Genomic DNA, 21903 nt, shown 5'->3' with positions numbered 1-21903 from the left:
TGCTCCTCAAATATTTACCTTTCCTTGCCACTATAGCAAACTAACCTGAATGATAAATGAACAAAATAAACACAAAATGAAACTAACAGTATAAACCTCACCTTTACCATGGCTTGCAGGCAAATGCGCTAAGTCCCTGATACCAAACCCGCTCCTGCCACCTTGGTACACAGGGTGACCCTGTCTCGGCCGAAAAAATTCGGATTAATCTCGTTATGCGCACAATACGCACGATAAAAATGGGATAAGTGCACACTATCTAGTGTGATGCTATGTAGGTATTCACGTTGGTAGGGTTTTAAATGAGGCATTTCATTTTCAATATCCTCTCTTAGATTTTGCAATAGGCGCTGTTGCGGCAACCTTTCTAAGGCGTAAAAGGTATCGGCAAGATTGTATTGCACTTCGTTAAGAAAATGCTGCGCGAAAGGCGAACGAACAATCAGTATAATTAACCCAATCTCAGCTAAAAGCACCATGAATCGTCGCATTAAAAATGCCCATAATAGAAAAGAATACCTTAGTGTATCTCGATTTATGCCTAGACAAGCTACCTTCAAATATACCTAGGTATAAGGAAATACGAGGATAAATGCGTGGCATGTTTTAGCGCTGAACTGCTATTACACAATATTTCTGAACTTTCAGTATTGACTGAAACATGTAAAAAAGCGATCATTCATGCCATCATTGATCTACATTAAAACGGTCAATTATTTTGGCTGTTATACTGCCTCCTAGCAGCATTGTGAAGTCGGCTAAGGTCCCCTTATGAATGAGCAGATTCCTGTAAAAAATGTTACCCCTGTTAAGGTACACAAGCCATCCTCTGGCGATGGTGGCAAACGCCATGACAGTAGAAGCCGAATTTATGTTCGTGCCGTACAGGGCCCGTTAGAAACCTTTCGTCGGTTTTTTGGGCTTATTTTCCTTGCGTTGTTCGCCGTGATCCCTTGGATTCAATACAATGGCAAGCAAGCCGTATTATTGGATATTGTTGAACAACGATTTACTATATTTGGGCTGACACTTTGGCCTCAAGACTTAACTCTGCTGGCCTACATCTTTATCGTCTCGGCGTTTGCGTTGTTTTTTGTCACCACATTTGCTGGGCGAGTGTGGTGTGGTTTTATGTGCCCTCAAACCACTTGGGTTTATATTTATACGTGGTTTGAAGAAAAAATAGAGGGGCCTCGCAATAAACGAATTAAGTTAGATGCGCGCCCTATGGATGCAGACAAGTTTATCCGTAAAACGTTGAAACACACCGCATGGGTGGCTGTGGCGCTGTTAACCGCATTAACCTTTGTGGGTTACTTCACGCCTATTGGCGCTCTGTTCATTAACTTTTTCACTTTCAGTACCAGCTCTTGGGCAGCATTCTCGGTGTTGTTTTTTGCGGTTTGTACCTACGCAAACGCAGGCTACATGCGAGAAATCATGTGTACGCACATTTGTCCTTATGCCCGCTTTCAGTCTGCTATGTTCGACAAAGATACATTTACTGTATCTTACGATGCCCATCGAGGCGAGCAGCGCGGGCCCCGACCGCGTAAGCTCAGTCACGAACAGGTTCAGGAAAAAGGGCTGGGCGACTGTATCGACTGTAACCTGTGTGTTCAGGTTTGTCCTACAGGGATTGATATCCGCAATGGCTTACAATACGAATGCATTAACTGTGGTGCCTGTATCGATGCCTGTAATGGTGTAATGGATAAAATGGGTTACCCCAAAGGACTGATTAGCTTTACGTCTGAGGAGCGACTTTCTGGCGGTACAACGCATATTATCCGCCCCAAACTTATCGGTTACTTTATTGTTCTGCTCATCATGGTGGGGCTGTTGATTGCCGATATTGTCACTCGAATTCCTCTCGCCGTGGATATCATTCGAGATAGAAACGCTTTATACAGAGAAACAAACGACGGCTTGATTGAAAATGTCTATACCATCAAGGTACTCAATAAATCCCAAACCACCCAAACTTATACTATTAGTGTGGAGGGTTTACCTGAATATCGCTTTTATGGCGAACAGGAGGTCACGGTAAAAGGGGGCGAAGTATTTAGTACGCCGATATCGGTTGCAACAGACCCGTATAATCTGGAAGATGTGGTAACAGAAATCATGTTTACTGTACAAACCACCACCATTGACGGTGACGTGGTCACAGTCAACGAACCAACGAAATTTATATATCGATGACAGACTTTTCATTTTCTGGTTTAAATCCAGATACCATTTTAGATGCCCTGGAAGACCAGGGCATTTTTTTACAAAGCGGCCTGTTGGCGCTTAATAGTTATGAGAATCGGGTTTATCAGTTCCAGGCCGAGGACAATCAGCGTTACGTGGTGAAGTTTTATCGGCCCGGGCGGTGGACCGACACACAGATTGAAGAGGAGCATGCTTTTGCCCTTGAGTTAGCTGAAAATGAGATTCCCATAGCGGCTCCCCTTCTTATCAATGGTGAGACACTGCATCACCATGGAGACTATCGCTTTACTTTGTTTCCATCAGTGGGCGGGCGACAATTTGAAAATGATAACCTTGACCAGCTTGAATGGATGGGCAGGTTCATTGGGCGCATTCACCGAGTAGCACAAGCAAAGCCGTTTGCGGATCGCCCAGCCATTGACACCCAGAGCTACTTAGATGAGCCAAAGCGGATACTGGAAAATAGCCAATTGTTACCCGACCATTTAAAGACGGCATTTTTTGCCATTTTAAATCCGGTCATTGAAAAAGCATCTGCTAACTATAAAAGTCAGGGCGTTATTCGCCTGCATGGAGATTGTCATCCCGGTAATATTCTATGGCGTGATGGCCCCACTTTTGTTGACTTGGATGATTGCCGAATGGGTCCCGCGATTCAAGACTTATGGATGATGCTAAGTGGCGACAGACAACAACAATTGCTGCAGCTAGACACACTGGTGGAAGCTTACGAAGAATTTAATGAATTTGATAACAGCCAACTGGCGCTTATCGAACCGTTACGGGCCATGCGTATGGTTCATTATATGGCATGGCTTTCGCGACGCTGGGAGGACCCCGCGTTCCCACGTGCCTTTCCTTGGTTTGCCGACGACAAATACTGGGAAGGTCAAATTCTTGCGTTAAAAGAGCAAATGTCTGCCATGCAAGAGCCCCCACTTAAATTAGGGTTTTAGCGCTGACAAGCAAACGATGAAGCCGCTTACAGGTTCAGTACAAGAGCATACTCAGGCCATTCGTTGCATAAAATACCCAGATGGTCGCGTACGCTAGTGCCTTGTAAAGGCTTGTGTTAACCTTCATCGTAACAATAAAAAATCTCATCGAAGGACTTACTCCAATGAAAAAGTTTGCAGTACTGTTTATTATGGCGTTACTTATCCCGCTTACCGCGTGTGCACAAGATAGTGACGTAAAATGGAAAGAAGGCACTCACTATAAGGTGCTTGATGAAGACGCCACCAGCAAGCCTGTGATTACAGAGTTTTTCTCTTTTTGGTGCCCACATTGCTTTCAGTTTGAGCCAGTGATAAAAGACATCAAAACTAAAATGGGCGACAACGTCAAATTTAACAAAGTCCACGTTAACTTTATGGGCTTCACTGGCCCTGATGTACAAAACGATGCAACAAAGGCAATGCTCATTGCCCGCGCAATGAAGCAAGAAGACGCGCTTAACACTGCTATTTTCAACTATATTCACAAACAACGTGCATCTGTTACTGGTCTAAAAGACTTACGTAATATCTTTGTTGTTAATGGTGTTGACGGCGCTGAGTTTGATAAACTCGCCAATAGTTTTGGCGTGAACAGTATGATGCGCAAAAACCAGCAAGAAATTGATAAAAATAGAAATTACATAAAAGGTGTGCCTAGCTTTATTGTAAACGGCAAGTATCAACCCACCTTTACCTCAGACATGTCTCTTGACGATATTTCCGACCTTATTGGTTGGTTATCTAAGCAAAAGTAAAATACATTGAGTTATTTTGAAGGCCGATACTCTTATCGGCCTTTTTTGATTAGCATTGGAATCTTTATGACATTAACTCCAGCCCAATTTAGCGAATTTATAACCGAATTAGATAAATTAAAAGCAGTAAAGCGGCAAATTACCCTCCCCCTTGATAACGATAGGCAAGAAAATTCTGCGGAGCATAGCTGGCATGTTGCTTTAATGGCAACGACGCTTGCTCCCTTTGCTGCACAACCGATTGATATTAGCCGCGTTGTTCGAATGATTCTTATACATGACGTAGTAGAAATTGATGCCGGAGATTTGTTTGCCTTTCAAGAAGCAGCCGAACATGAAGCCCAAGCAGAAAAAGAACTGGCAGCCGCTAAACGAATCTTTGGTTTGCTTCCTGCGCCTTTAAATCAGGAGCTGCTGGCATTATGGCTAGAGTTTGAAGAGGCAGAAACGCCTGACGCTGAATTTGCAAAAGCGATGGATAGAGTGTTGCCTGTGTTTCAAAACATGCAAAATCAAGGGGGCAGTTGGAAAAAGCATGGGGTGACACGGGAGAAAATTGCACAAAGAAACAAACACCTTATTACCTGTGCACCAAGCTTATGGGATTACGTTAATACACAGTTGGATAATGCCGTAAAAAAGGGGTGGCTTCTGCCTTAAGAAATCTGCGTTTGGCTACGTTGGGTTAGTGATTGCAACTGTGAAAAGTCGTGTGGCGTATTGACGTTGAGTAATGCTAAGTGCAAACGCGAAGAAAGGGGAACCGATTGTGCGTGACACACGTTGGCAAGCGCTTTCATTGAAGGCATCGGTGAGTCGGTGATTAACTTATTAAGTTCTTCGAGGTAATCAACGGGTTTGTAGATAACCAATGGAAACCAGTCTCTATTGTAATAACAGCTTGTTTGCTGAGATAAACTCAACCCAATAAGCTGGTGCAGTAACACCGCACTTAACATCGGCATATCTACCGGTAAAAGAACCAGCGCATGTGCCTGATTAAGGATGTTTTCTTTTGCCTCATTCATGGCAAAAATCGTGGCCGCTGCCGGCCCTCGATGAGGAATACAATCGACAATATCTTTACCCTTGCCTCCCACAGTGCAAACATCAGTAACACCGGCGTCAAGGGCAATTCGCTTGGTACGTTGCTCAAAGCTAGTTCCTTGAAACAACAATGAGCCTTTGTCTCTTCCCATACGACGTGACTGGCCGCCGCAGAGAAGAAACAAAAGCACATTTTGTGGTAACGTCATCCTCGGCATAGGCTTAGAACTTTGTCCCCACCCAGACCCAGAATTTATCCGCATCTACTTTGATATCTTCAGCCATGTAATGACCATATTTAATACCAAAATTGAAACGTTCCATCAGCTTCCCAGTATATTGCACGTTCACTTCACTACCTAAGTCGTCAACACCTTCGGTACTCTCATCTGCGCTAAAGTTATGATAAGACAATAACCATTTACCTTTACCCAACTTCCCACTTAAAGAGAATGTTGTGTCGACTAAACCTTGCGCTGGAGTGGCAAGAAACTGATCGGTCCAGCCATTAAATTTGTGCAAAGTCGCAAGAGGGGTAGAGAAACCGTAAGCACCGTCGTCACTGCCTAACACTTCGTGGTCAATTTTCGCTGTAATACCTGAAACCGTTGCCGCTAAGTACGCATTCAAATAGTTAGCATCGTATTCGGTGGCAGTATCGCCAGACCCTGACTCACTCGTTTGGGAAGCGTATTCAGCGCCGTATCCCCAGCCTACGCTCTGTGTTTTATAGCTACCGCTATAGCGAATACCATAGGTATCTAAGCCATTGGCGGTATCATTATCAACTTCTAACAGGTACGCATAAGCGGTGAACTTACCCATTTCAGTTTTGAAATTAGCGTTGATCAGGTGATCTTTAGAATCAAAATCTGCAGCTTCTGCAAAGATACGATTACGTTGATTGAGGTAAGCATAAAATACATCCACGTTCTCACTGACTACGTATTTCGCGCTTACGCCATCAAACGTTTGACGGTCTTGACGCCAGCCCACATGGCCGATGAATCTATGATTGTCCAATGCGATAACTTGGCGGCCTGCTTTTAAGGTCAAACCTTCAGTCTTGTATTGTAGAAATGCTTGATCTACTTCGGTGGTTTCAGGGTCTGCAATCACCGAATACTCGCCTACATTATAGCCTGTAGGTCCCACAGTATAATCGCCCTGCCCCATAACAATTCGGCTGTCTTCTACTTCTGCAGTAAATGAAAACCCATTTAAACTGCCTGTTTGAAAGCCCAAGCGTGTCCTTAGTGTTAACGCGCTGGCATCGTCTAAGGCATTATCTTGATCAACACCTTCATAGCGCAAGTTTAAGTCTGCCCATGCTTTGGAATTGCTAAGTATGTCGTACCAATCTTCATCAGCCATCGCTGAAACACTCAACGATGACAATACCGCTGTACTGACTAACGCCAGTGTGAACCTCTTTTGATTTTTCATTATGCGTTCCCTTATCGAACTAAACTCTTTCTTAAATGTGAGTTTCAAATAGTGATTTTTAGGTAAAGGGCTCCCTTCCTGGTGTAAAACCAAGAAAACGTTCCTTTTACAATTAACGTATTTAAATCAGATTACGGCGTACAGCTTAGGCAGCATCTGAACTGTTTGAAGCTTTTGATTCAGACGTCTCCTTTTCCTTATTGGCTTTAATATGTGGCGAGACAGGCTCAATTTTTTTTTGTTTATCATACAAAAAGGTGAGCACTTCATGACGATAGTGGTTGTATTCAGGATTATCCGCCAGCGCAAGACGTTCACGTGGGCGTGGCAGTTCAACGTTGAGTATTTCACCAATGGTGGCCGCTGGGCCATTGTTCATCATCACGATACGATCGGATAACAAAACGGCTTCGTCCACGTCATGGGTAATCATAATCACTGTGTTACCCAAATTTGCATGAATTTCCATAAGCGCATCCTGCAAATGTGCACGTGTAAGTGCGTCAAGCGCCCCAAAGGGTTCATCCATAAGTAACACTTTAGGTTGCATAGACAGTGCCCTGGCAATACCGACTCTTTGCTTCATGCCACCAGAGATTTCACTGGGCAACTTATCTAAAGCATGGGTCATATGAACGAGTTCAAGGTTGTGCATGACCCAATCACGCATTTCCTGTTTCGATTTTCCACGCATAGCGTGTTTTACCGCTAACTCAACATTTTTATACACGCTTAACCAAGGCAGCAATGAATGATTTTGAAACACGACTGCACGCTCAGGCCCCGGAGAGTTCACCTCCGCACCATCGAGGATGACGCCTCCGGTAGTGGCTGTATGCAAGCCCGCGACAATATTCAGTACGGTGGATTTACCACAACCTGAGTGGCCAATAAGAGAAACAAATTCACCTTTCGCTATTTTAAGGTTAACGTCGGTGAGCGCAGTAAACGGGCCCTTTGGTGTAGGGAAGTCAATCCCTACTTGGGTTAGTTCTAAATGTTTAGGTTGCATATGTGTCTCCTTTGACTAGCGTAATACGCTGGTTTTGTCCCAGCTTACGAATCGCTGTATCGATAACATGGCTCTATCTAACACAAAGCCGATAGCCCCAATAGTGAGCACTGCCACCATAATTCGAGCCAGTGACTCTGAACTACCATTTTGGAACTCATCCCAGACGAACTTCCCTAACCCAGGGTTTTGCGCCAACATTTCTGCCGCAATCAATACCATCCAACCTATGCCTAAGGACAAGCGCAAACCGGTGAAAATCATAGGGATGGACGATGGCAATACAATTTTCGTGAGATGGGAAAACGGTGTTAAGCGAAGTACTTTACTCACGTTTATAAGGTCACTATCGATACTGGATACACCAACGGCTGTATTGATAAGCGTCGGCCATAAGCAGCAGAGTGATACGGTAAATGCTGAGGTAACAAACGACTTCGAAAAGGCGGGGTCATCACTGACATACAAGGCACTCACGACCATAGTGACTAAGGGCAGCCACGCAAGCGGGGAAACCGGCTTGAACAGCTGAATAAGCGGGTTAATCGCAGTATAAGCTGACTTACTTAAACCACACACTATACCCAACGGCACAGCAATGATAGACGCGATAAAGAACCCCACCATCACGGTATACAAACTTGTCCATATTTGGTCAATGAAAGTAGGTGCGCCGGTGAAGTCTCTCACTTTAGGTTCATAGCTTGGATCTTGTGCCACTCTTGCCGCATTACGCTGCGCTTGTCGCTCGTAAAATGCATCCGCTTTTTCGCGCTGTGCGTTGTGCTCATCAATCAATACACCCGCTTGTTCCCATACCTGAGCAGGACCAGGGAACTGCCCTAAAGACGTATCAATGGATTTCGCCACACCATTCCACACCGCTAAAAACATCAGCAGTCCAATCAATGGCAACAACAATACCGGTGCTGATTGATACACTTTAGCGAGTGCCCCGCCAGAGGGGGCTCTGGTAGGGGACACACTGAGGATATTTGCCATTTTGCTCATAAATTTCTCCATGAATACCTGTGGATGTTCGGATTACAGTACCGTTTCGCCTTTCAAGCCAATGTTAAACTGCTCTAAATAAGCGTTGGGTTTTGAACCATCGTAAGTGACGTCGTCGATAAACTCGCTTTGCGGTGGTTTAAACCCTGTTTCTGTATCGAATTCTGGGAAGTCTGCCGCATCGGCTTTGCCTTCAGCGATAAGGGCTTTCGCCGCCACCGCATAAATTTCAGGTTTGTACACTTTGCGCGCAATGTCCTTGTACCAGTCGTCTGACTTAGGTTCAGAAATTTGCCCCCAACGACGCATTTGCGTTAAGTACCAGATGGCATCACTGTAATAAGGGAAGGTAGCGTTATAACGGAAGAACACGTTGAAATCAGGCACCTCGCGTTTGTCGCCTTTTTCGTATTCGAAAGTACCTGTCATACTGTTAGCCAGTACTTCTTCATCCGCACCTACATACGTGCTTTTAGCAAGAATTTTTACTGCTTCAGGACGATTGGCATTGTTGTTTTCATCTAACCACATGGCGGCTCTGATAAGCGCTTTAACCACTCGGATATGCGTATTAGGGTATTTATCCGCCCAAGCCTGGCTTACGCCAAATACTTTCTCTGGGTTGTTTTTCCAAATTTCGTAATCGGTGATCACTGGCACACCAATACCTTTAAATACCGCCTGCTGGTTCCATGGCTCACCTACGCAATACCCGTAAATGGTGCCGGCTTCCATCGTGGCTGGCATTTGTGGTGGTGGCGTAACCGACAGTAGCGCTTGAGCATCTATTTGCCCAGAGGTATCACCTTTATGAGGTGCATAGTAACCAGGATGAATACCACCTGCTGCTAACCAATATCTAAGTTCATAGTTGTGAGTAGAGACAGGAAATACCATCCCCATTTTAAATGGCTTACCCGCTTCGCGGTATTCATCCACAACAGGTTTTAGGTAATCTGCTTTAATAGGATGTACTGGTTTACCCTCTTTTACGGGAATATGGGCTTTCATTTTGTCCCAAATTTCGTTGGAGACAGTGATACCATTACCGTTTAAGTCCATACTAAATGCAGTGACAACGTGGGACTCCGTACCAAACCCAATGGTTGCGCCTAGTGGCTGCCCAGCCAACATATGCGCACCATCTAATTGCCCGTCGATAACACGGTCAAGCAACACTTTCCAATTCGCTTGTGCTTCCAGTGTTACGTACAGTCCTTCATCTTCGAAGAAGCCTTTTTCATAGGCAATGGCAAGGGGAGCCATATCGGTTAGTTTAATAAAACCGAATTTAAGTTCTTCTTTCTCTGGCCACCCCACGCTTTCTTCGCTTTGCGCAAGGCTTAGGGGAGCACTGACCATGAGCGTCAGGGCGAGTACTTTCGTCAGTGTTTTGGGTACATTTTTTAACAGCGAGCTAGTTTTTAACGTAAACATTTGCGTTCCTCGAACCAAAAAAAAACCCACCAGCGAATAATGGATTAGCATTATTTGCTGGTGGGCTTCGTTGCCATGCCTGTTATGTCACCTCGCGATGAGAAACAAGCGACTGTATTGTTATATGAAGAGGATTCCTTCTCTTCCTTGCATACCTCTGAAGATGTACGCGATATATTCCTAGCGTTTCTTATTTTTATTATCACTCAATGTCATATTATGCATTGAACGAGTTACATTTATAAAAAGCACTGATCATGCCAAAAGTTTAACCTTATGAAATTACTAAACTTTTGACTTTACCCCCTTCAGGCCACAAAAGAGACTGAACAAAAAAAGTGCAAACCATGCACTAGATAAGCACGTTTTTGTGCATAACGAGCGAGGCCTTGGAACGTCAAGCGGCCGCTATAACCTTTGGGTAAATTGACCGATGGCATTTACCACTTCTGTGGCGCCTTTCTCAATATCACTCATCACTTTGCCTGACTCTGTTGAGTACTCTAGGGCTTCACGTGCTTTTTCTTGTCCTGCCTCAATAAGCTGTACAGCATTTTCTGTGAGCTTTCTGTTCTCTACCACTACGTTAACAATCTCTTCTGTCGCACTGCTGGTGCGTGAAGCGAGTTGGCGAACTTCATCGGCAACCACTGCAAATCCTCGACCTTGATCCCCAGCACGCGCGGCCTCAATAGCGGCATTTAAAGCCAGTAAATTAGTCTGGTCAGCAATACCACTTATACTTTGCACCAAATCAGCCACTTTTTGAGATTGCTCGTCTAATTCTTTAATTCCACTGCTCGCCTTCCCGGTTTGCTCTGTGAGTTCTCCCATAATGCGAACCGTGTTATCTAACACTTGATTGCCATTTTTTGCGTGCTCGCCGGTTTCTTTTGAAATACTAAAAGCGACGTTAGCTGCCTCAGAAATAGCAAATTCCCTTTGCATCTGTTCAGTAATCACAGTGGCAAATTTCACCACTTTGTACAGTTTTCCGTATTCGTCTCTAATGGGATTGTATGAGGCCTCAAGCCAAACCTCATTCCCGCGACTGTCCACCCGTTTAAAGCGATCTGAATACATTTTACCTTGGCTCAGATCTTGCCAAAACCTTTTGTATTCGGGAGATTCAGCGTCTTCGGCACTACAGAATATTCGATGATGTTTACCGACAATCTGTGACTCGCTATAGCCCATGGTAGAAAGAAAGTTATGGTTGGCTTTCAATATATTTCCGTTTAAATCAAATTCGATAACGGCCGAGGCATTGTGAAGCGCTGCTAGCATGTCTTTCATTTCATGGCTTTTGGTGATGTCTTTGGTCTGTTCTGCCATGTAAATGGCAAACTGGATCACGTTGTCCTTCTGCCCCTCAATGGGCTGTAAAATACCGCGAAACCATAATTCCTCGCCGTTGGCGTGAAGAAAGTTCATCATACCATGCCAATGATCGCCATCTTTTATGGCCTTCAACATACGCTTTACGCCATCATGTTGGGTTAGATGCTGTGGAATTAAAGAAGATAAACTTTTGCCTTGTAACTGGGGTAATCCATAGCCTGATACTGTTGAGAAGCCATCATTAATATCAGTAATTTGCCCTTGAGGGTTAAGGGCAATGTGTAACATTTCTTCCCGCAACTCATCTTGTACCGTCAAAAAGGCAGCCAGCTCCTTTTTTAAACGTGCATTTTCTGCTTCTAGTTCTTTGTTTTTAAAAAACATCTCTTGCTCCTAATATCACAGCACCCTGCTCGCCTATGTTTGTGTTGAAATGGAAAATTAAGTAGATCAGGCGAGGAATAACACATTACGTATGTAGTGCATTAAAGATAGCAGAGGATTTTCACTTGTCCTGTTTTGGCCACGAAAAACAAAAAAAGCCGGTCAAAACCGGCTTTCTGAAAAATGATTGGGCTAACCGCTGAAGGGTAATTGTGTTGCTTCCCGTTGATTCCATAACTCGAGAGCCAGCGCTATACCTCGCTCGACGCTAATATCTTCCAACAGGACTAAGTAACTTGCTAAGGTTGCGATAACCGCTTGTTGTCCATAAGCGTGTTGAATTTCACCTCGCCAAAATTTGAGCATATCGTTGACATCCATTGCGGTATCTTTCAATGCCCACTTTTGCGTTTGTGCTGGCAGGATAATTTCTTGAGTTTGTCCGCTTCGGGTAATAAATAGCTCGGTGTCTCGCTCGCTGTTTACCTCAGGATCTCCCCCATCGCCACGAAAGCAAAGTGCATCGAACTCGGGAAACGCTTCATTCACACGACAATGTTTATGATCAAGGTGCATATGATAAACACCTTGTACGCAACATTTGGCCAAGGTGGGATTCAATAGCCTTGCTAAGGTATTCGCACATGAGCGCAAACCAAAAAACTCGCGTAATTTAATCAGTTTATTAAGCGGGCTGAGTAAATGGGACAAGTCCAGGTAGGTTACGCCAACCTGTGCTAATTGTGATTTTGCGTGAGGTATATCTGTTGCCGGAGGTAAACCTAAGAGGGGCAGCGCTTTGCTGGCGTACAAACGGCCTGAACCCGGCTCGTGCGCGCCGTGTAGCATAACGGTGTAGCCTTTTCGTGCTAATAGCGCCACCGCCAGTAAATACCAAGGTAATTGCCGACGTTTACCTGCGTAACACCCTATATCGATTTGTGGAGTAAGGGTTGATAAATCAGGCGCTAGCAGTTCCCTACACGCGTCTATAAACCCAATCACCTCTTCGGGCGTTTCTTCACGGGTACGCAGCAACATTAAAAAAGCTCCTCGTTGCTCGCCCGTGACTTTATCAGCTAACACCATTTTCATCGCGTGGTAAGCTTCTTCCCGCGTTAAACTTCGGCTACCTTTTTGGCCCTTGCCAATTATTTTAATATATTCGCTAAATTGCTGTGACATTGAGATTCGATTGAAGCAGAGATAATGAAACGTCTTGTCTCGACTCTACCACTTTTCCAAATACAAGTAACGTCGGACCTTGAAGGTTTGCTGTCTTAACCTGCTGTGAAATGGTTTCAAGGGTGCCGGTCATCGTTTGTTGATTGGCGCACGTCGCATTTTCGATAACTGCCACCGGCCATTGTGCACTTAGCCCCGCGGCGATTAATCGCTCAGATAACAGTGCTAGACGACTTAACCCCATATACACCACGACCGTTTGCTGCTGCATAGTGGCACAAAGGCGCTGCATATCAGGCCAGGTCTTAGGATCGCTAAAATGTGCGGTGATAAAACTGACGGCTTGGGCGCAGCGTCTGTCGGTTAAAGGGATGCCCGTGTAGGCCGACATACCGGATGCGGCTGTAATACCAGGGATAATAGCAAATTCGACGCTGGCTTGAGTGAGCGCGGTGGTTTCCTCGCAGGTACGCGCAAACAGCGCTGGGTCACCGCCTTTCAGCCGTACTACGTTGACACCTTGCTGAGCAAGTAACACTACTTTTTGACAAATTTCCTGTTGAGTCATGCTGTGCTTGCCACAGCGTTTACCAACAAATTCTCGTTTTACGTGGTGAGGGATCACCGCCAATACTTCTTTACTAACCAGGGCATCAAACAAAACCACATCAGCGCTTTGAATAGCATTGACCGCTTTAACCGTAAGTAACTCAGCATCCCCTGGTCCTGCCCCAACAATAAAGACATGACCATACTTAGAGCGATTAGCTCCAGAGCGGCTAAAAGATGATAAATAACGTGAAAATACCTCTTTTAACTCCACTGAAGTATCAATGGTTGCTTTCAAAAAACAATGACAACGATGCGTGAGTGTTTGCATGTGAATGCCTCCTATTTAATTAGGCTGTTTCAACAGAGGGGATTTCAAGGGAAGCAAAAGCGTTAAGCATTTCGCTCAGTCGAGGCTTACAAGAACCACAATTGGTGCCACACTTTAATCGCTCACCCAACTCATCCACCGTTTGGCATCCAGCTTCAATCGCTTCACTGATGGTCTTTTCTCTCACATTAAAGCAACTACAAACCTGTGCCCCTTTTGTGAAGGCATCGTCCACACGTCCATGAAGCAAATTGGATAAGGTGTCGTTAGTGAGCGCTGAGTTGAGTAAGCTATCAATCCCCCCCATTGGCAGTAGCCAATCCGGTGATTGACTAGGACATACCTGGCCAAGGGAGACGAAGGCACACACGGTATCGTTATGAACACCGACTAGGCAGACGCCTGAGGTATTTTTGTGTTGGTATATTACCCAATCTTTGGGTAAACGGGTTAAAAGGTGTGATAACCACTGTGAAATATCAAGGTGACTTGCCACTGACCAGCTGACGCCATGTGCCGTTTGAGTTTTGGCCCAGTAATCTCCCCAGCTATCGCCTAAACGCTGCGCATCTTGTTCTCTTATGCACACTTGCCCGAAACTCTTAAATGAGGTTGGCACCACATTAACCGCGGCATGCTTTAACTCGGGTTGGCCAGAAATAGCATCTGTCGCCGGAGCATAAAGCTTTGCGAGCTTGCTGTGGGAACCCCAAACTCCGGACCAGTGAATGGGAATAAAAAGCTCTCCCCGTCTGATACCCTCATCAATACTTACAGGGAAAATACACGGGGTTTCTCCACTGACTTCACTGCTTAAACTCACATAAGCCTTTGAGGAAAGCTGCAGGGCTTGTGCGTCCATTGGATGCATAGACACGCTTGCGTGTGGCATATGCGCATGTAATTTAGCGGCCTTCCCTGTACGTGTCATGGTATGCCAATGGTCTCTAGAGCGGCCGCTGTTAAGCACAAATGGAAAGCTAGCGGTGGTGACTTGTTGGGGTAACTGAGGCGTCACTGCAATACATTTCGCCTTACCGTTATCCGTTGGAAAGGTTAACGAAGTAAAGGGGCGAATAGTTTGTACACTTCCATCAGAGCGCCTTTCAAGAGGCCATTGTACAGGGCTGAAGTTGTCGTATTCCTGTTGAGTCATGCCAACCAAAGCGGCTAAATTCAGCAATTTTTCATCGTCATTTTCGTAAGCAGTAAGACGCGCAAACTCATCAAAAATTTGGTAAGGATGAGAATAATCAAAGGCATCTTCAAACCCCATTTTTTTGGCAACATCGCACATAATTTGCCAATCGTGACGCGCCTCTTTGGGGGGAGGAAGTATGCCTCTTTGACGAGACATTCTTCGCTCTGAATTTGTCACCATCCCATCTTTTTCTGACCACCCGGTTGCAGGCAAAGCAATATGTGCAAAATCAAGGGTATCATTTTTATTGACAATATCTGACACCACCACGGTTTCACATCGGCGAAGGGCATTTTCCACTTGTTCTCGGTGTGGCATACTCACCACGGGGTTTGTGCCCATTATCCACACAAACTTCACTTTACCTGATGCCATAGCATCAAATAGATCCACCGCCTTAAGGCCTTGATGTTCACAAATATGCGGCGCGTTCCAAAACGATTTGACACTGTCCCGGTGCTTGGGGTTTTCAATGTCTCTGTGAGCCGAAAGCATATTCGCTAATCCGCCCACCTCTCTTCCCCCCATGGCATTAGGTTGGCCGGTAATAGAAAATGGCCCCGCCCCTTCTCGACCTATCTGCTCCAGTGCTAGGTGACAATTGATGATGGCATTTGCTTTGTCTACGCCAAAGGCCGATTGATTGATGCCCATTGAGTAAAACGTAATCACGCGCTCAGCGTCACAAAACCACCTATAGAAGGTGAGTAAATCGTTAGCGTTTACATCGCTATATTGGCTAACGCTATCTATGTCCATGTCGTTAGCAGCCGCCACAGCGTCATCCAGTCCATCGGCAAAGGTATGTACGCGGTTTGCGTCAATGCTGCCATTGGTGTGAGCAAAGTTAAGCAACCCATTAAACACCGCCACGTCTGTACCTGGCTTAAGCGGTAAATGCAAATCTGCAAGGGTACAAGTTTCTGTTTTACGCGGATCTAGCACCACCACTTTCATGTTGGGATTACGCAATTTCGCCCGTTGAATTCGTTGAAATAACACAGGGTGGGCCCATGCGGTGTTGCTACCAGTAAGCACCAGCAATTCAGTGCTCTCTAAGTCGGTATATTGACAAGGCACCACATCTTCACCAAATGCGCGCTTATATGCCGCTACTGCTGAGGACATGCACAAGCGAGAATTGGTGTCTATGTTGGCACTACCAATAAAGCCTTTCATTAGCTTATTGGCAATATAATAGTCTTCTGTCAGGAGCTGACCCGAGACATAAAAAGCAACGGCATCCGCGCCATACTGCGCTACGGTCTGTGTTATTTTGTCGGCAATCAGGCGCGTTGCTGTGTCCCATTCCACCTTTTCCCCTGCTATGGTTGGATGGAGCAAACGCCCGCCAAGGCTGTTTGTTTCTAGCAGGTTTGTACCTTTCACACATAAGCGACCGTGATTGGCCGGATGCTCGGGCGTACCACAAATCTTGTCCAGGGATACGACACGCCCATTTACGTTGCAACTGATATCCACACCGCAGCCCACACCACAGTAAGGGCAGGTAGATTGCCTTAGTTGTTCTGTCGATGTATTCGCTTGGTAGGTGGGTGTGGCCATATTCATCCTATTTCACTTCGCAATCTTATTTGGAATTATTCAACGGCAACAAAAATACGGTCACCGTCTCGCTTCACTTTATATGCCAGCACGCTGACGTCATCTCGCTCTAGACAGCGCCCCGTCACTAATGAGTAATGCTCTTTATACAGCGGTGAGGCTACGACAATTTCATCGCCAATAGAGCCAAGTAAACCGCGGTAAAGTACATTTGCTTTCCCTACGGGATCCCAATTGCTAATCGCGTAGATTTGCTGCTCACCCTTGATAGTGAGTGAAAAAATGGCAATTTGTTGTTCGCCGATGAGGGCACATACGCCACTATTGTTCACTAAATCGTCTAGCCCGCAGACATCATGCCACTGAGCGGCAAGTTGTGTTGTTGCTGTCATCATCTTCTCCCGGAATTAAATTACGTCCACTGGAATCGCTTTATTCGTACCTAGCTTTTTTTCCATTTCTGTTGCCGGTCGAACTTGTCCACGCTCTTCAACGAATTGAATATTGGCATCTGCAGCTTTGCTATTTACAAACTGACGGAAACGCTTGCGTGATGCTTCATCTTCAATAGTGGTTTTCCACTCGCACTGATAGTTTGCTACCAAGGTATTCATTTGTGCTTCAAGTTCATCGTTGAGATTCAACGAATCATTTATCACCACATCTTGAAGGTATGCCAAGCCACCTTCTAAATTGTCCATCCAAACTGAGGTACGTTGGAGTCGGTCGGCAGTACGCACGTAGAACATCAAGACTCTGTCGATATAACGTACTAGGGTTTCAGTATCTAAATCGGTGGCAAACAAGTCGCCATGACGAGGCTTCATACCGCCGTTGCCACACACATATAAATTCCAGCCATTCTCGGTGGCGATAACACCAATATCTTTGCTTTGCGCTTCTGCGCATTCACGGGTACAACCAGAGACCGCAAATTTGATTTTATGTGGCGCGCGCAATCCCTTGTAACGGTTTTCTAAATCAATAGCGGTTTTTACTGAGTCTTGAACACCGTATCGACACCAAGTACTGCCTACACAGGATTTCACTGTTCGCAGCGCTTTCGCGTAGGCATGGCCCGTTTCGAATCCACCGGCCACTAAGGTTTCCCAAATTTCAGGTAATTGCTCCACCCGCGCCCCAAAAAGGTCGATACGTTGGCCACCGGTTATTTTTGTATAGAGGTTATATTGCTTGGCGACCTCACCCAGAAGAATGAGTTTTTCTGGGGTAATTTCGCCGCCAGCCACCCTTGGTACAATGGAGTAAGTCCCGTCTTTTTGCATGTTACCAAGGTAAATATCGTTGGTATCTTGCAGGGGGAGGTGCTCTTGTTTAAGAATATAGTCGTTGTACACAGAGGCCAGAATTGAGCCCACGGCAGGTTTACAAATCTCGCAGCCTAATCCTTTGCCATGACCTTCAAGCAACTGCTCAAACGAGGTAATGCCATTCACTTTAACAATGTGAAAAAGCTCTTGTCGGGTATAATTGAAGTGCTCACAAATAGCTTTAGACACTTCAACACCGCGCTTTTCAAGCTCACTGTCTACGACATTTTTCAGCAATGCAGTGCATCCGCCACAGCCGGTGCTTGCTTTCGTTGCGCCTTTCACATCCCCTAAGCTACAGCAACCCCCATCAATTGCAGTGACAATGTCGCTTTTGGCTACGTTATGACACGAACAAATCGTGGCGGTATCAGGCAATGCATCTGCCCCTAGCGCAGGTGCGGCATCGCTACTTGGGAGGATAAGGCTTTCTGGCTGTTCGGGCAGTTCAATTCCGTTTAAGGCATACTGCAACAACGTGTCGTAATCACTGGTGTCACCCACAAGTACAGCACCTAACACTTGCTTTTGCTCAGCATCGACCACTAATTTTTTATACACACCTTCCGGTTGATTAAAGTAGGTGTAACTTTGCGCCCCCTCGGTTCGCTCGTGAGCATCACCAATAGAGCCAACCTCTACACCCATTAACTTTAATTTGGTGCTCATATCTGCGCCGGAAAAGCGTGTATCGCCACCGGTCAAATGACTGACGGCGGCGCGTGCCATAGTATAACCAGGCGCGACTAAGCCAAAAATACGGTTTTGCCACAAGGCACATTCACCAATGGCGTAGATATCGGGATCTGAGGTTAGGCAGCTATCGTCAATGACGATGCCCCCACGTTCACCTAGCGCCAAATTGGCTTTTTTGCCCAACTGGTCGGAAGGACGAATACCTGCAGAAAACAGGATCATGTCCGTTTCTAAATAAGTATCGTCGGCAAACACCATACGGTATCGCGCCTGCTCGCCACTCTCAATGACCTGAGTGGCTTTTTGGGTATGCACAGTCACCCCTAAACCTTCAATCTTGTCCTTGAGGACTTGACCGCCAGTAACATCAAGTTGCACGGCCATGAGCTGAGGTGCAAATTCCACCACGTGGGTATCTAAACCGGCTTCTTTCAAAGCATTTGCAGCTTCTAATCCCAGTAGACCGCCACCTACAACAACCCCTGTTTTACTTTCTCTGGCAGAAGCTTCTATTGCCTCTAAATCGTCAATGGTTCGGTAAACCAAACAGTGGGGTTGGTTATTGCCTGGAATAGGAGGAACAAAGGGGTACGAACCCGTTGCCAAAATGAGTTTGTCGTACACATAGGCCTGACCTTCAGAGGTTAATACCTTTTTTTCATCACGGAGAATGTCGGTTACCATGGCGTTCGTAACGAAATTCACTCCCCACTCTGTATAAGTAGCAGCATCAGTTAATGCAAGGTCTTCTGCACTGGCACCACTGAAATAAGAGGACAGATGAACACGGTCATAGGCCAAGCGCGACTCGCCGCACAACACGGTAATTTGAGCATTTTCGTTGGCCTGATGTAACTGCTCAACAAAGTGGTGTCCCACCATGCCGTTACCAACAACAAGAATTCGTTCTTTCGAAGCCAGAGATGTCATGGTCTCTCCTCTTTTTTCATCGCAAAAAAAAAGCCCGCTCCAACTAACGTTGGAGCGGGCTTCGTTGCCTATCTACTGTTATGACCATTCACGTAATCACAACACACACATTGTTTTGAGCAAATTGCTCGACACACATTCACACTTTCACTAAATACGTATCCAAAAACGATGCCATATTAGTAGGCGCTTAATTTATCGAGGTTTTTTCGCTTATTCGCAAATGACACTAGCCTTTAGTGCACCATGGAAAGGCAAAAATGCCTTTCCATGGTGCGAACAAGAGCGGGCTTCCCTTAAGCAAGTTTGTCTGTGGCTACACGATAGCGAGGGTCTTCACTCACGTTGATTTCAACAAATTTATCCGCTTTGCGAAGTAAGCTTCGGCACTCGTCACTAATATGACGAATGTGTAGCTTCTTACCTTGTAGCTCATATTTATCAGCCAAGGTATCCAATGCATCTATACCTGAAGAGTCCCATATACGTGACTCTTTAAAGTCGATAACCACGTCTTGGGGATCGTTGGCTATATCAAACAAATCCTTAAAGTGAGTCACTGATCCGAAGAATAATGGCCCTTCAAGGTCGTAGACTTTCCAACCATCTTTATCGATATGGCTTTTCACTTCGATGTGACGTGCATGCTTCCAAGCGAAAACAAGCGCTGACACGATGACCCCCACGACCACCGCAATGGCAAGGTCAGCAATAACAGTCACGCCGGTGACTAAAAACAGAACGAAGGCGTCTTCTTTGTTAACACCTCGAATAATGCGAAATGAAGCCCATTCGAAAGTGGCAATAACCACTACAAACATCACACCTACCAAGGCAGCCAAAGGAATCATTTCAATAAGTGGCGCAGCAAACAATATAAACCCGAGCAAAACTAACGCCGCTGTAATACCAGAAAGTCGACCACGACCACCTGAATTAATATTGATCATGCTCTGCCCAATCATGGCACAACCGCCCATGCCGCCAAAGAAACCATTTACTGTATTAGCAACGCCCTGACCCACACATTCTTTGTTGCCTCGACCCCGTGTATCTGTCATTTCATCAATAAGCGACAACGTAAGAAGCGACTCAATTAAGCCCACCAAGCAGAGAATGACTGAGGTAGGTAGAATAATCATTAGGGTGTCCCAATTGAACGGCACCATAGGGATAGCAAAACTAGGCAACTCACCCGCTAAGGTGGCACTGGCTTTTTGTTCAGCAGGTAATAAATCGCGAACGAAATCAATCACAGTACGAGCCTCTAAATCTAAGCCGTGCACCAGTGCTGTGACAGTAATAATCGCCACCAAGGAAGCCGGTACAGCGGTGGTCAGCTTAGGCAGCAAGTAAATAATTGCCATGGTTAGTGCCACCAAACCTAGCATCCAATAAAGCATAGTGCCTTGCATCCAGCTAAGTTCGCCAGCGGCGTTAATGACTTTAAATTGTCCTAACTGGGCAAGAAAGATGACGATGGCTAACCCGTTCACGAAGCCTAGCATGACGGGATAGGGTACAAGTCGAATAAACTTACCCAACCTGAACACGCCACACAGTATCTGGAGTAAACCGGCAAGGATGACCGCAGCGAAAAGGTACTGCACGCCATGCTGAGCAACCAGGGCTACCATGACCACCGCCATTGCACCTGTGGCCCCTGAAATCATTCCAGGACGTCCACCAATTGCTGACGTAATCAAGCCCATCATAAAGGCGGCATAGAGGCCTATCATAGGCTCAACACCTGCAACAAAGGCAAAGGCCACTGCTTCTGGTACCAATGCTAACGCAACGGTAATGCCAGAGAGCACGTCATTTTTAACATTGCTATCGCGACTCGTAATTAAATCAAACATGTTTTCTCAGGAGTTAAAATAATTAATATAGGCATGCTACGCTGTGCTTGCAGACAAGCAGCACTAAGTAAGCACGTAGAAAGTGGTGGCGATTCTATCACCATTTTGGCTTAAAATCTTTTAATAGAATGTTAAAGGGCACCAACCTAAAGCACACTCTATGACGATGAAAGCGTAGAATAAATTACCTAAGTAAGCTGACATTCATAGTAATACATGGCATCGTTACTTTTTTGCTAGTGTCGTCGTGTCAGGTGTTTATTTTTTGTCTAACGGCCAACCCTGAATCTTAATTAACGTGTTAAGGAGTGTATGTGGTCCCTTATATATTGACCCTTTTGTGTGTATTGGTTGCAGGCGCCATACACTGGACTGCCCCCAAGTCTTATTGGAAAGCCACCTTTATGTCCACTGGCGTCATTCTGTTATTCTCAATCGCCGCATTATTCATCTTTCAAGCCTCTGGCATGCTGATCAGTGAAGAAACCGGCGAAAACGCTAATTTTTCTGGCAAACTTCCCACTATAACGCTGCTTATGGCATTTTTCGGCTTTTTGATTTCCCTCTTTGTTGGCTGGTTTTTAAGAGTAGTAAGACAGTAGCG

The 21903-nt window shown here is 45.5% G+C and carries 18 protein-coding genes; 5 read left to right on the top strand and 13 right to left on the bottom strand.

The features are described from left to right. Nucleotides 1-128: 128 nt before the first annotated feature. On the bottom strand, nucleotides 129-491 hold the full coding sequence (locus tag EP13_RS03270; protein WP_156026722.1) for a hypothetical protein: 363 nt from the start codon (nucleotides 489-491) through the stop codon (nucleotides 129-131). A 280-nt stretch (nucleotides 492-771) separates the two neighbouring features. On the opposite strand from EP13_RS03270, the gene ccoG reads away from it, so the two are divergent. The 4 genes from ccoG to EP13_RS03250 all read left to right on the top strand — a co-directional run bounded on the left by ccoG (nucleotide 772) and on the right by EP13_RS03250 (nucleotide 4630). Further along, the gene (gene ccoG / locus EP13_RS03265) at nucleotides 772-2205 is read left to right on the top strand and encodes a cytochrome c oxidase accessory protein CcoG (RefSeq protein WP_044056010.1); all 1434 of its coding nucleotides are present in this window, start codon (nucleotides 772-774) and stop codon (nucleotides 2203-2205) included. Then, on the top strand, nucleotides 2202-3173 hold the full coding sequence (locus EP13_RS03260; RefSeq protein ID WP_044056009.1) for a serine/threonine protein kinase: 972 nt from the start codon (nucleotides 2202-2204) through the stop codon (nucleotides 3171-3173). Before ccoG ends, EP13_RS03260 begins: the two co-directional genes overlap by 4 nt. 164 nt (nucleotides 3174-3337) lie before the next feature. Next, the gene (locus EP13_RS03255; RefSeq protein WP_044056008.1) at nucleotides 3338-3970 is read left to right on the top strand and encodes a thiol:disulfide interchange protein DsbA/DsbL; all 633 of its coding nucleotides are present in this window, start codon (nucleotides 3338-3340) and stop codon (nucleotides 3968-3970) included. A gap of 66 nt (nucleotides 3971-4036) precedes the next feature. After that, complete coding sequence (locus EP13_RS03250; RefSeq protein WP_044056007.1) at nucleotides 4037-4630, top strand: HD domain-containing protein; 594 nt, start codon at nucleotides 4037-4039, stop codon at nucleotides 4628-4630. On the opposite strand, the gene mobA is transcribed toward EP13_RS03250, so the two are convergent. The 12 genes from mobA to EP13_RS03190 form a co-directional block, all read right to left on the bottom strand. After that, the gene (gene mobA / locus EP13_RS03245; protein WP_044056006.1) at nucleotides 4627-5226 is read right to left on the bottom strand and encodes a molybdenum cofactor guanylyltransferase; all 600 of its coding nucleotides are present in this window, start codon (nucleotides 5224-5226) and stop codon (nucleotides 4627-4629) included. The two genes, EP13_RS03250 and mobA, sit on opposite strands and share 4 nt — an antisense overlap. A gap of 13 nt (nucleotides 5227-5239) precedes the next feature. Beyond that, a complete protein-coding gene (locus tag EP13_RS03240) occupies nucleotides 5240-6463 on the bottom strand; it encodes an alginate export family protein (RefSeq protein WP_044056005.1) in 1224 nt (407 codons plus the stop codon). A gap of 145 nt (nucleotides 6464-6608) precedes the next feature. Then, a complete protein-coding gene (locus tag EP13_RS03235; protein ID WP_044056004.1) occupies nucleotides 6609-7475 on the bottom strand; it encodes an ABC transporter ATP-binding protein in 867 nt (288 codons plus the stop codon). A gap of 15 nt (nucleotides 7476-7490) precedes the next feature. Next, nucleotides 7491-8486: an ABC transporter permease gene (locus EP13_RS03230; protein ID WP_044056003.1), complete on the bottom strand. Its 996-nt coding sequence runs from the start codon at nucleotides 8484-8486 to the stop codon at nucleotides 7491-7493. Between the two features lie 33 nt (nucleotides 8487-8519). Then, nucleotides 8520-9848: a CmpA/NrtA family ABC transporter substrate-binding protein gene (locus tag EP13_RS03225; protein WP_375276771.1), complete on the bottom strand. Its 1329-nt coding sequence runs from the start codon at nucleotides 9846-9848 to the stop codon at nucleotides 8520-8522. Nucleotides 9849-10331: 483 nt separating this feature from the next. After that, nucleotides 10332-11648: a methyl-accepting chemotaxis protein gene (locus tag EP13_RS03220; protein ID WP_044056001.1), complete on the bottom strand. Its 1317-nt coding sequence runs from the start codon at nucleotides 11646-11648 to the stop codon at nucleotides 10332-10334. Nucleotides 11649-11840: 192 nt separating this feature from the next. After that, nucleotides 11841-12833 (bottom strand): glycosyl transferase family protein, encoded by a 993-nt coding sequence (locus tag EP13_RS03215; RefSeq protein WP_044056000.1) that lies wholly within the window; start codon nucleotides 12831-12833, stop codon nucleotides 11841-11843. After that, nucleotides 12817-13713, bottom strand: coding sequence for a uroporphyrinogen-III C-methyltransferase (gene cobA, locus EP13_RS03210; protein WP_052364261.1), 897 nt, complete (start codon nucleotides 13711-13713; stop codon nucleotides 12817-12819). The genes EP13_RS03215 and cobA overlap by 17 nt, the downstream gene beginning before the upstream one ends. A gap of 19 nt (nucleotides 13714-13732) precedes the next feature. Beyond that, nucleotides 13733-16480, bottom strand: coding sequence for a nitrate reductase (locus EP13_RS03205; RefSeq protein WP_231497918.1), 2748 nt, complete (start codon nucleotides 16478-16480; stop codon nucleotides 13733-13735). A 35-nt stretch (nucleotides 16481-16515) separates the two neighbouring features. Next, nucleotides 16516-16872 carry a nitrite reductase small subunit NirD gene (nirD, locus tag EP13_RS03200; protein ID WP_156026794.1) on the bottom strand — a complete coding sequence of 119 codons (357 nt, stop codon included), beginning with the start codon at nucleotides 16870-16872 and terminating at the stop codon, nucleotides 16516-16518. A gap of 15 nt (nucleotides 16873-16887) precedes the next feature. Next, the gene (gene nirB, locus EP13_RS03195; RefSeq protein WP_044055997.1) at nucleotides 16888-19437 is read right to left on the bottom strand and encodes a nitrite reductase large subunit NirB; all 2550 of its coding nucleotides are present in this window, start codon (nucleotides 19435-19437) and stop codon (nucleotides 16888-16890) included. A 296-nt stretch (nucleotides 19438-19733) separates the two neighbouring features. After that, nucleotides 19734-21299, bottom strand: a complete 1566-nt coding sequence (locus EP13_RS03190) for a SulP family inorganic anion transporter (protein WP_044055996.1) — start codon at nucleotides 21297-21299, stop codon at nucleotides 19734-19736. Nucleotides 21300-21613: 314 nt separating this feature from the next. Between EP13_RS03190 and EP13_RS03185 the strand changes: the two genes are divergently transcribed. After that, nucleotides 21614-21901, top strand: a complete 288-nt coding sequence (locus tag EP13_RS03185) for a hypothetical protein (protein WP_044055995.1) — start codon at nucleotides 21614-21616, stop codon at nucleotides 21899-21901. Nucleotides 21902-21903: the final 2 nt, after the last annotated feature.

This window comes from Alteromonas australica (assembly GCF_000730385.1).
Classification (GTDB): Bacteria; Pseudomonadota; Gammaproteobacteria; order Enterobacterales; family Alteromonadaceae; genus Alteromonas; species Alteromonas australica.
This window is presented reverse-complemented; position numbering and strand designations above follow the sequence as displayed.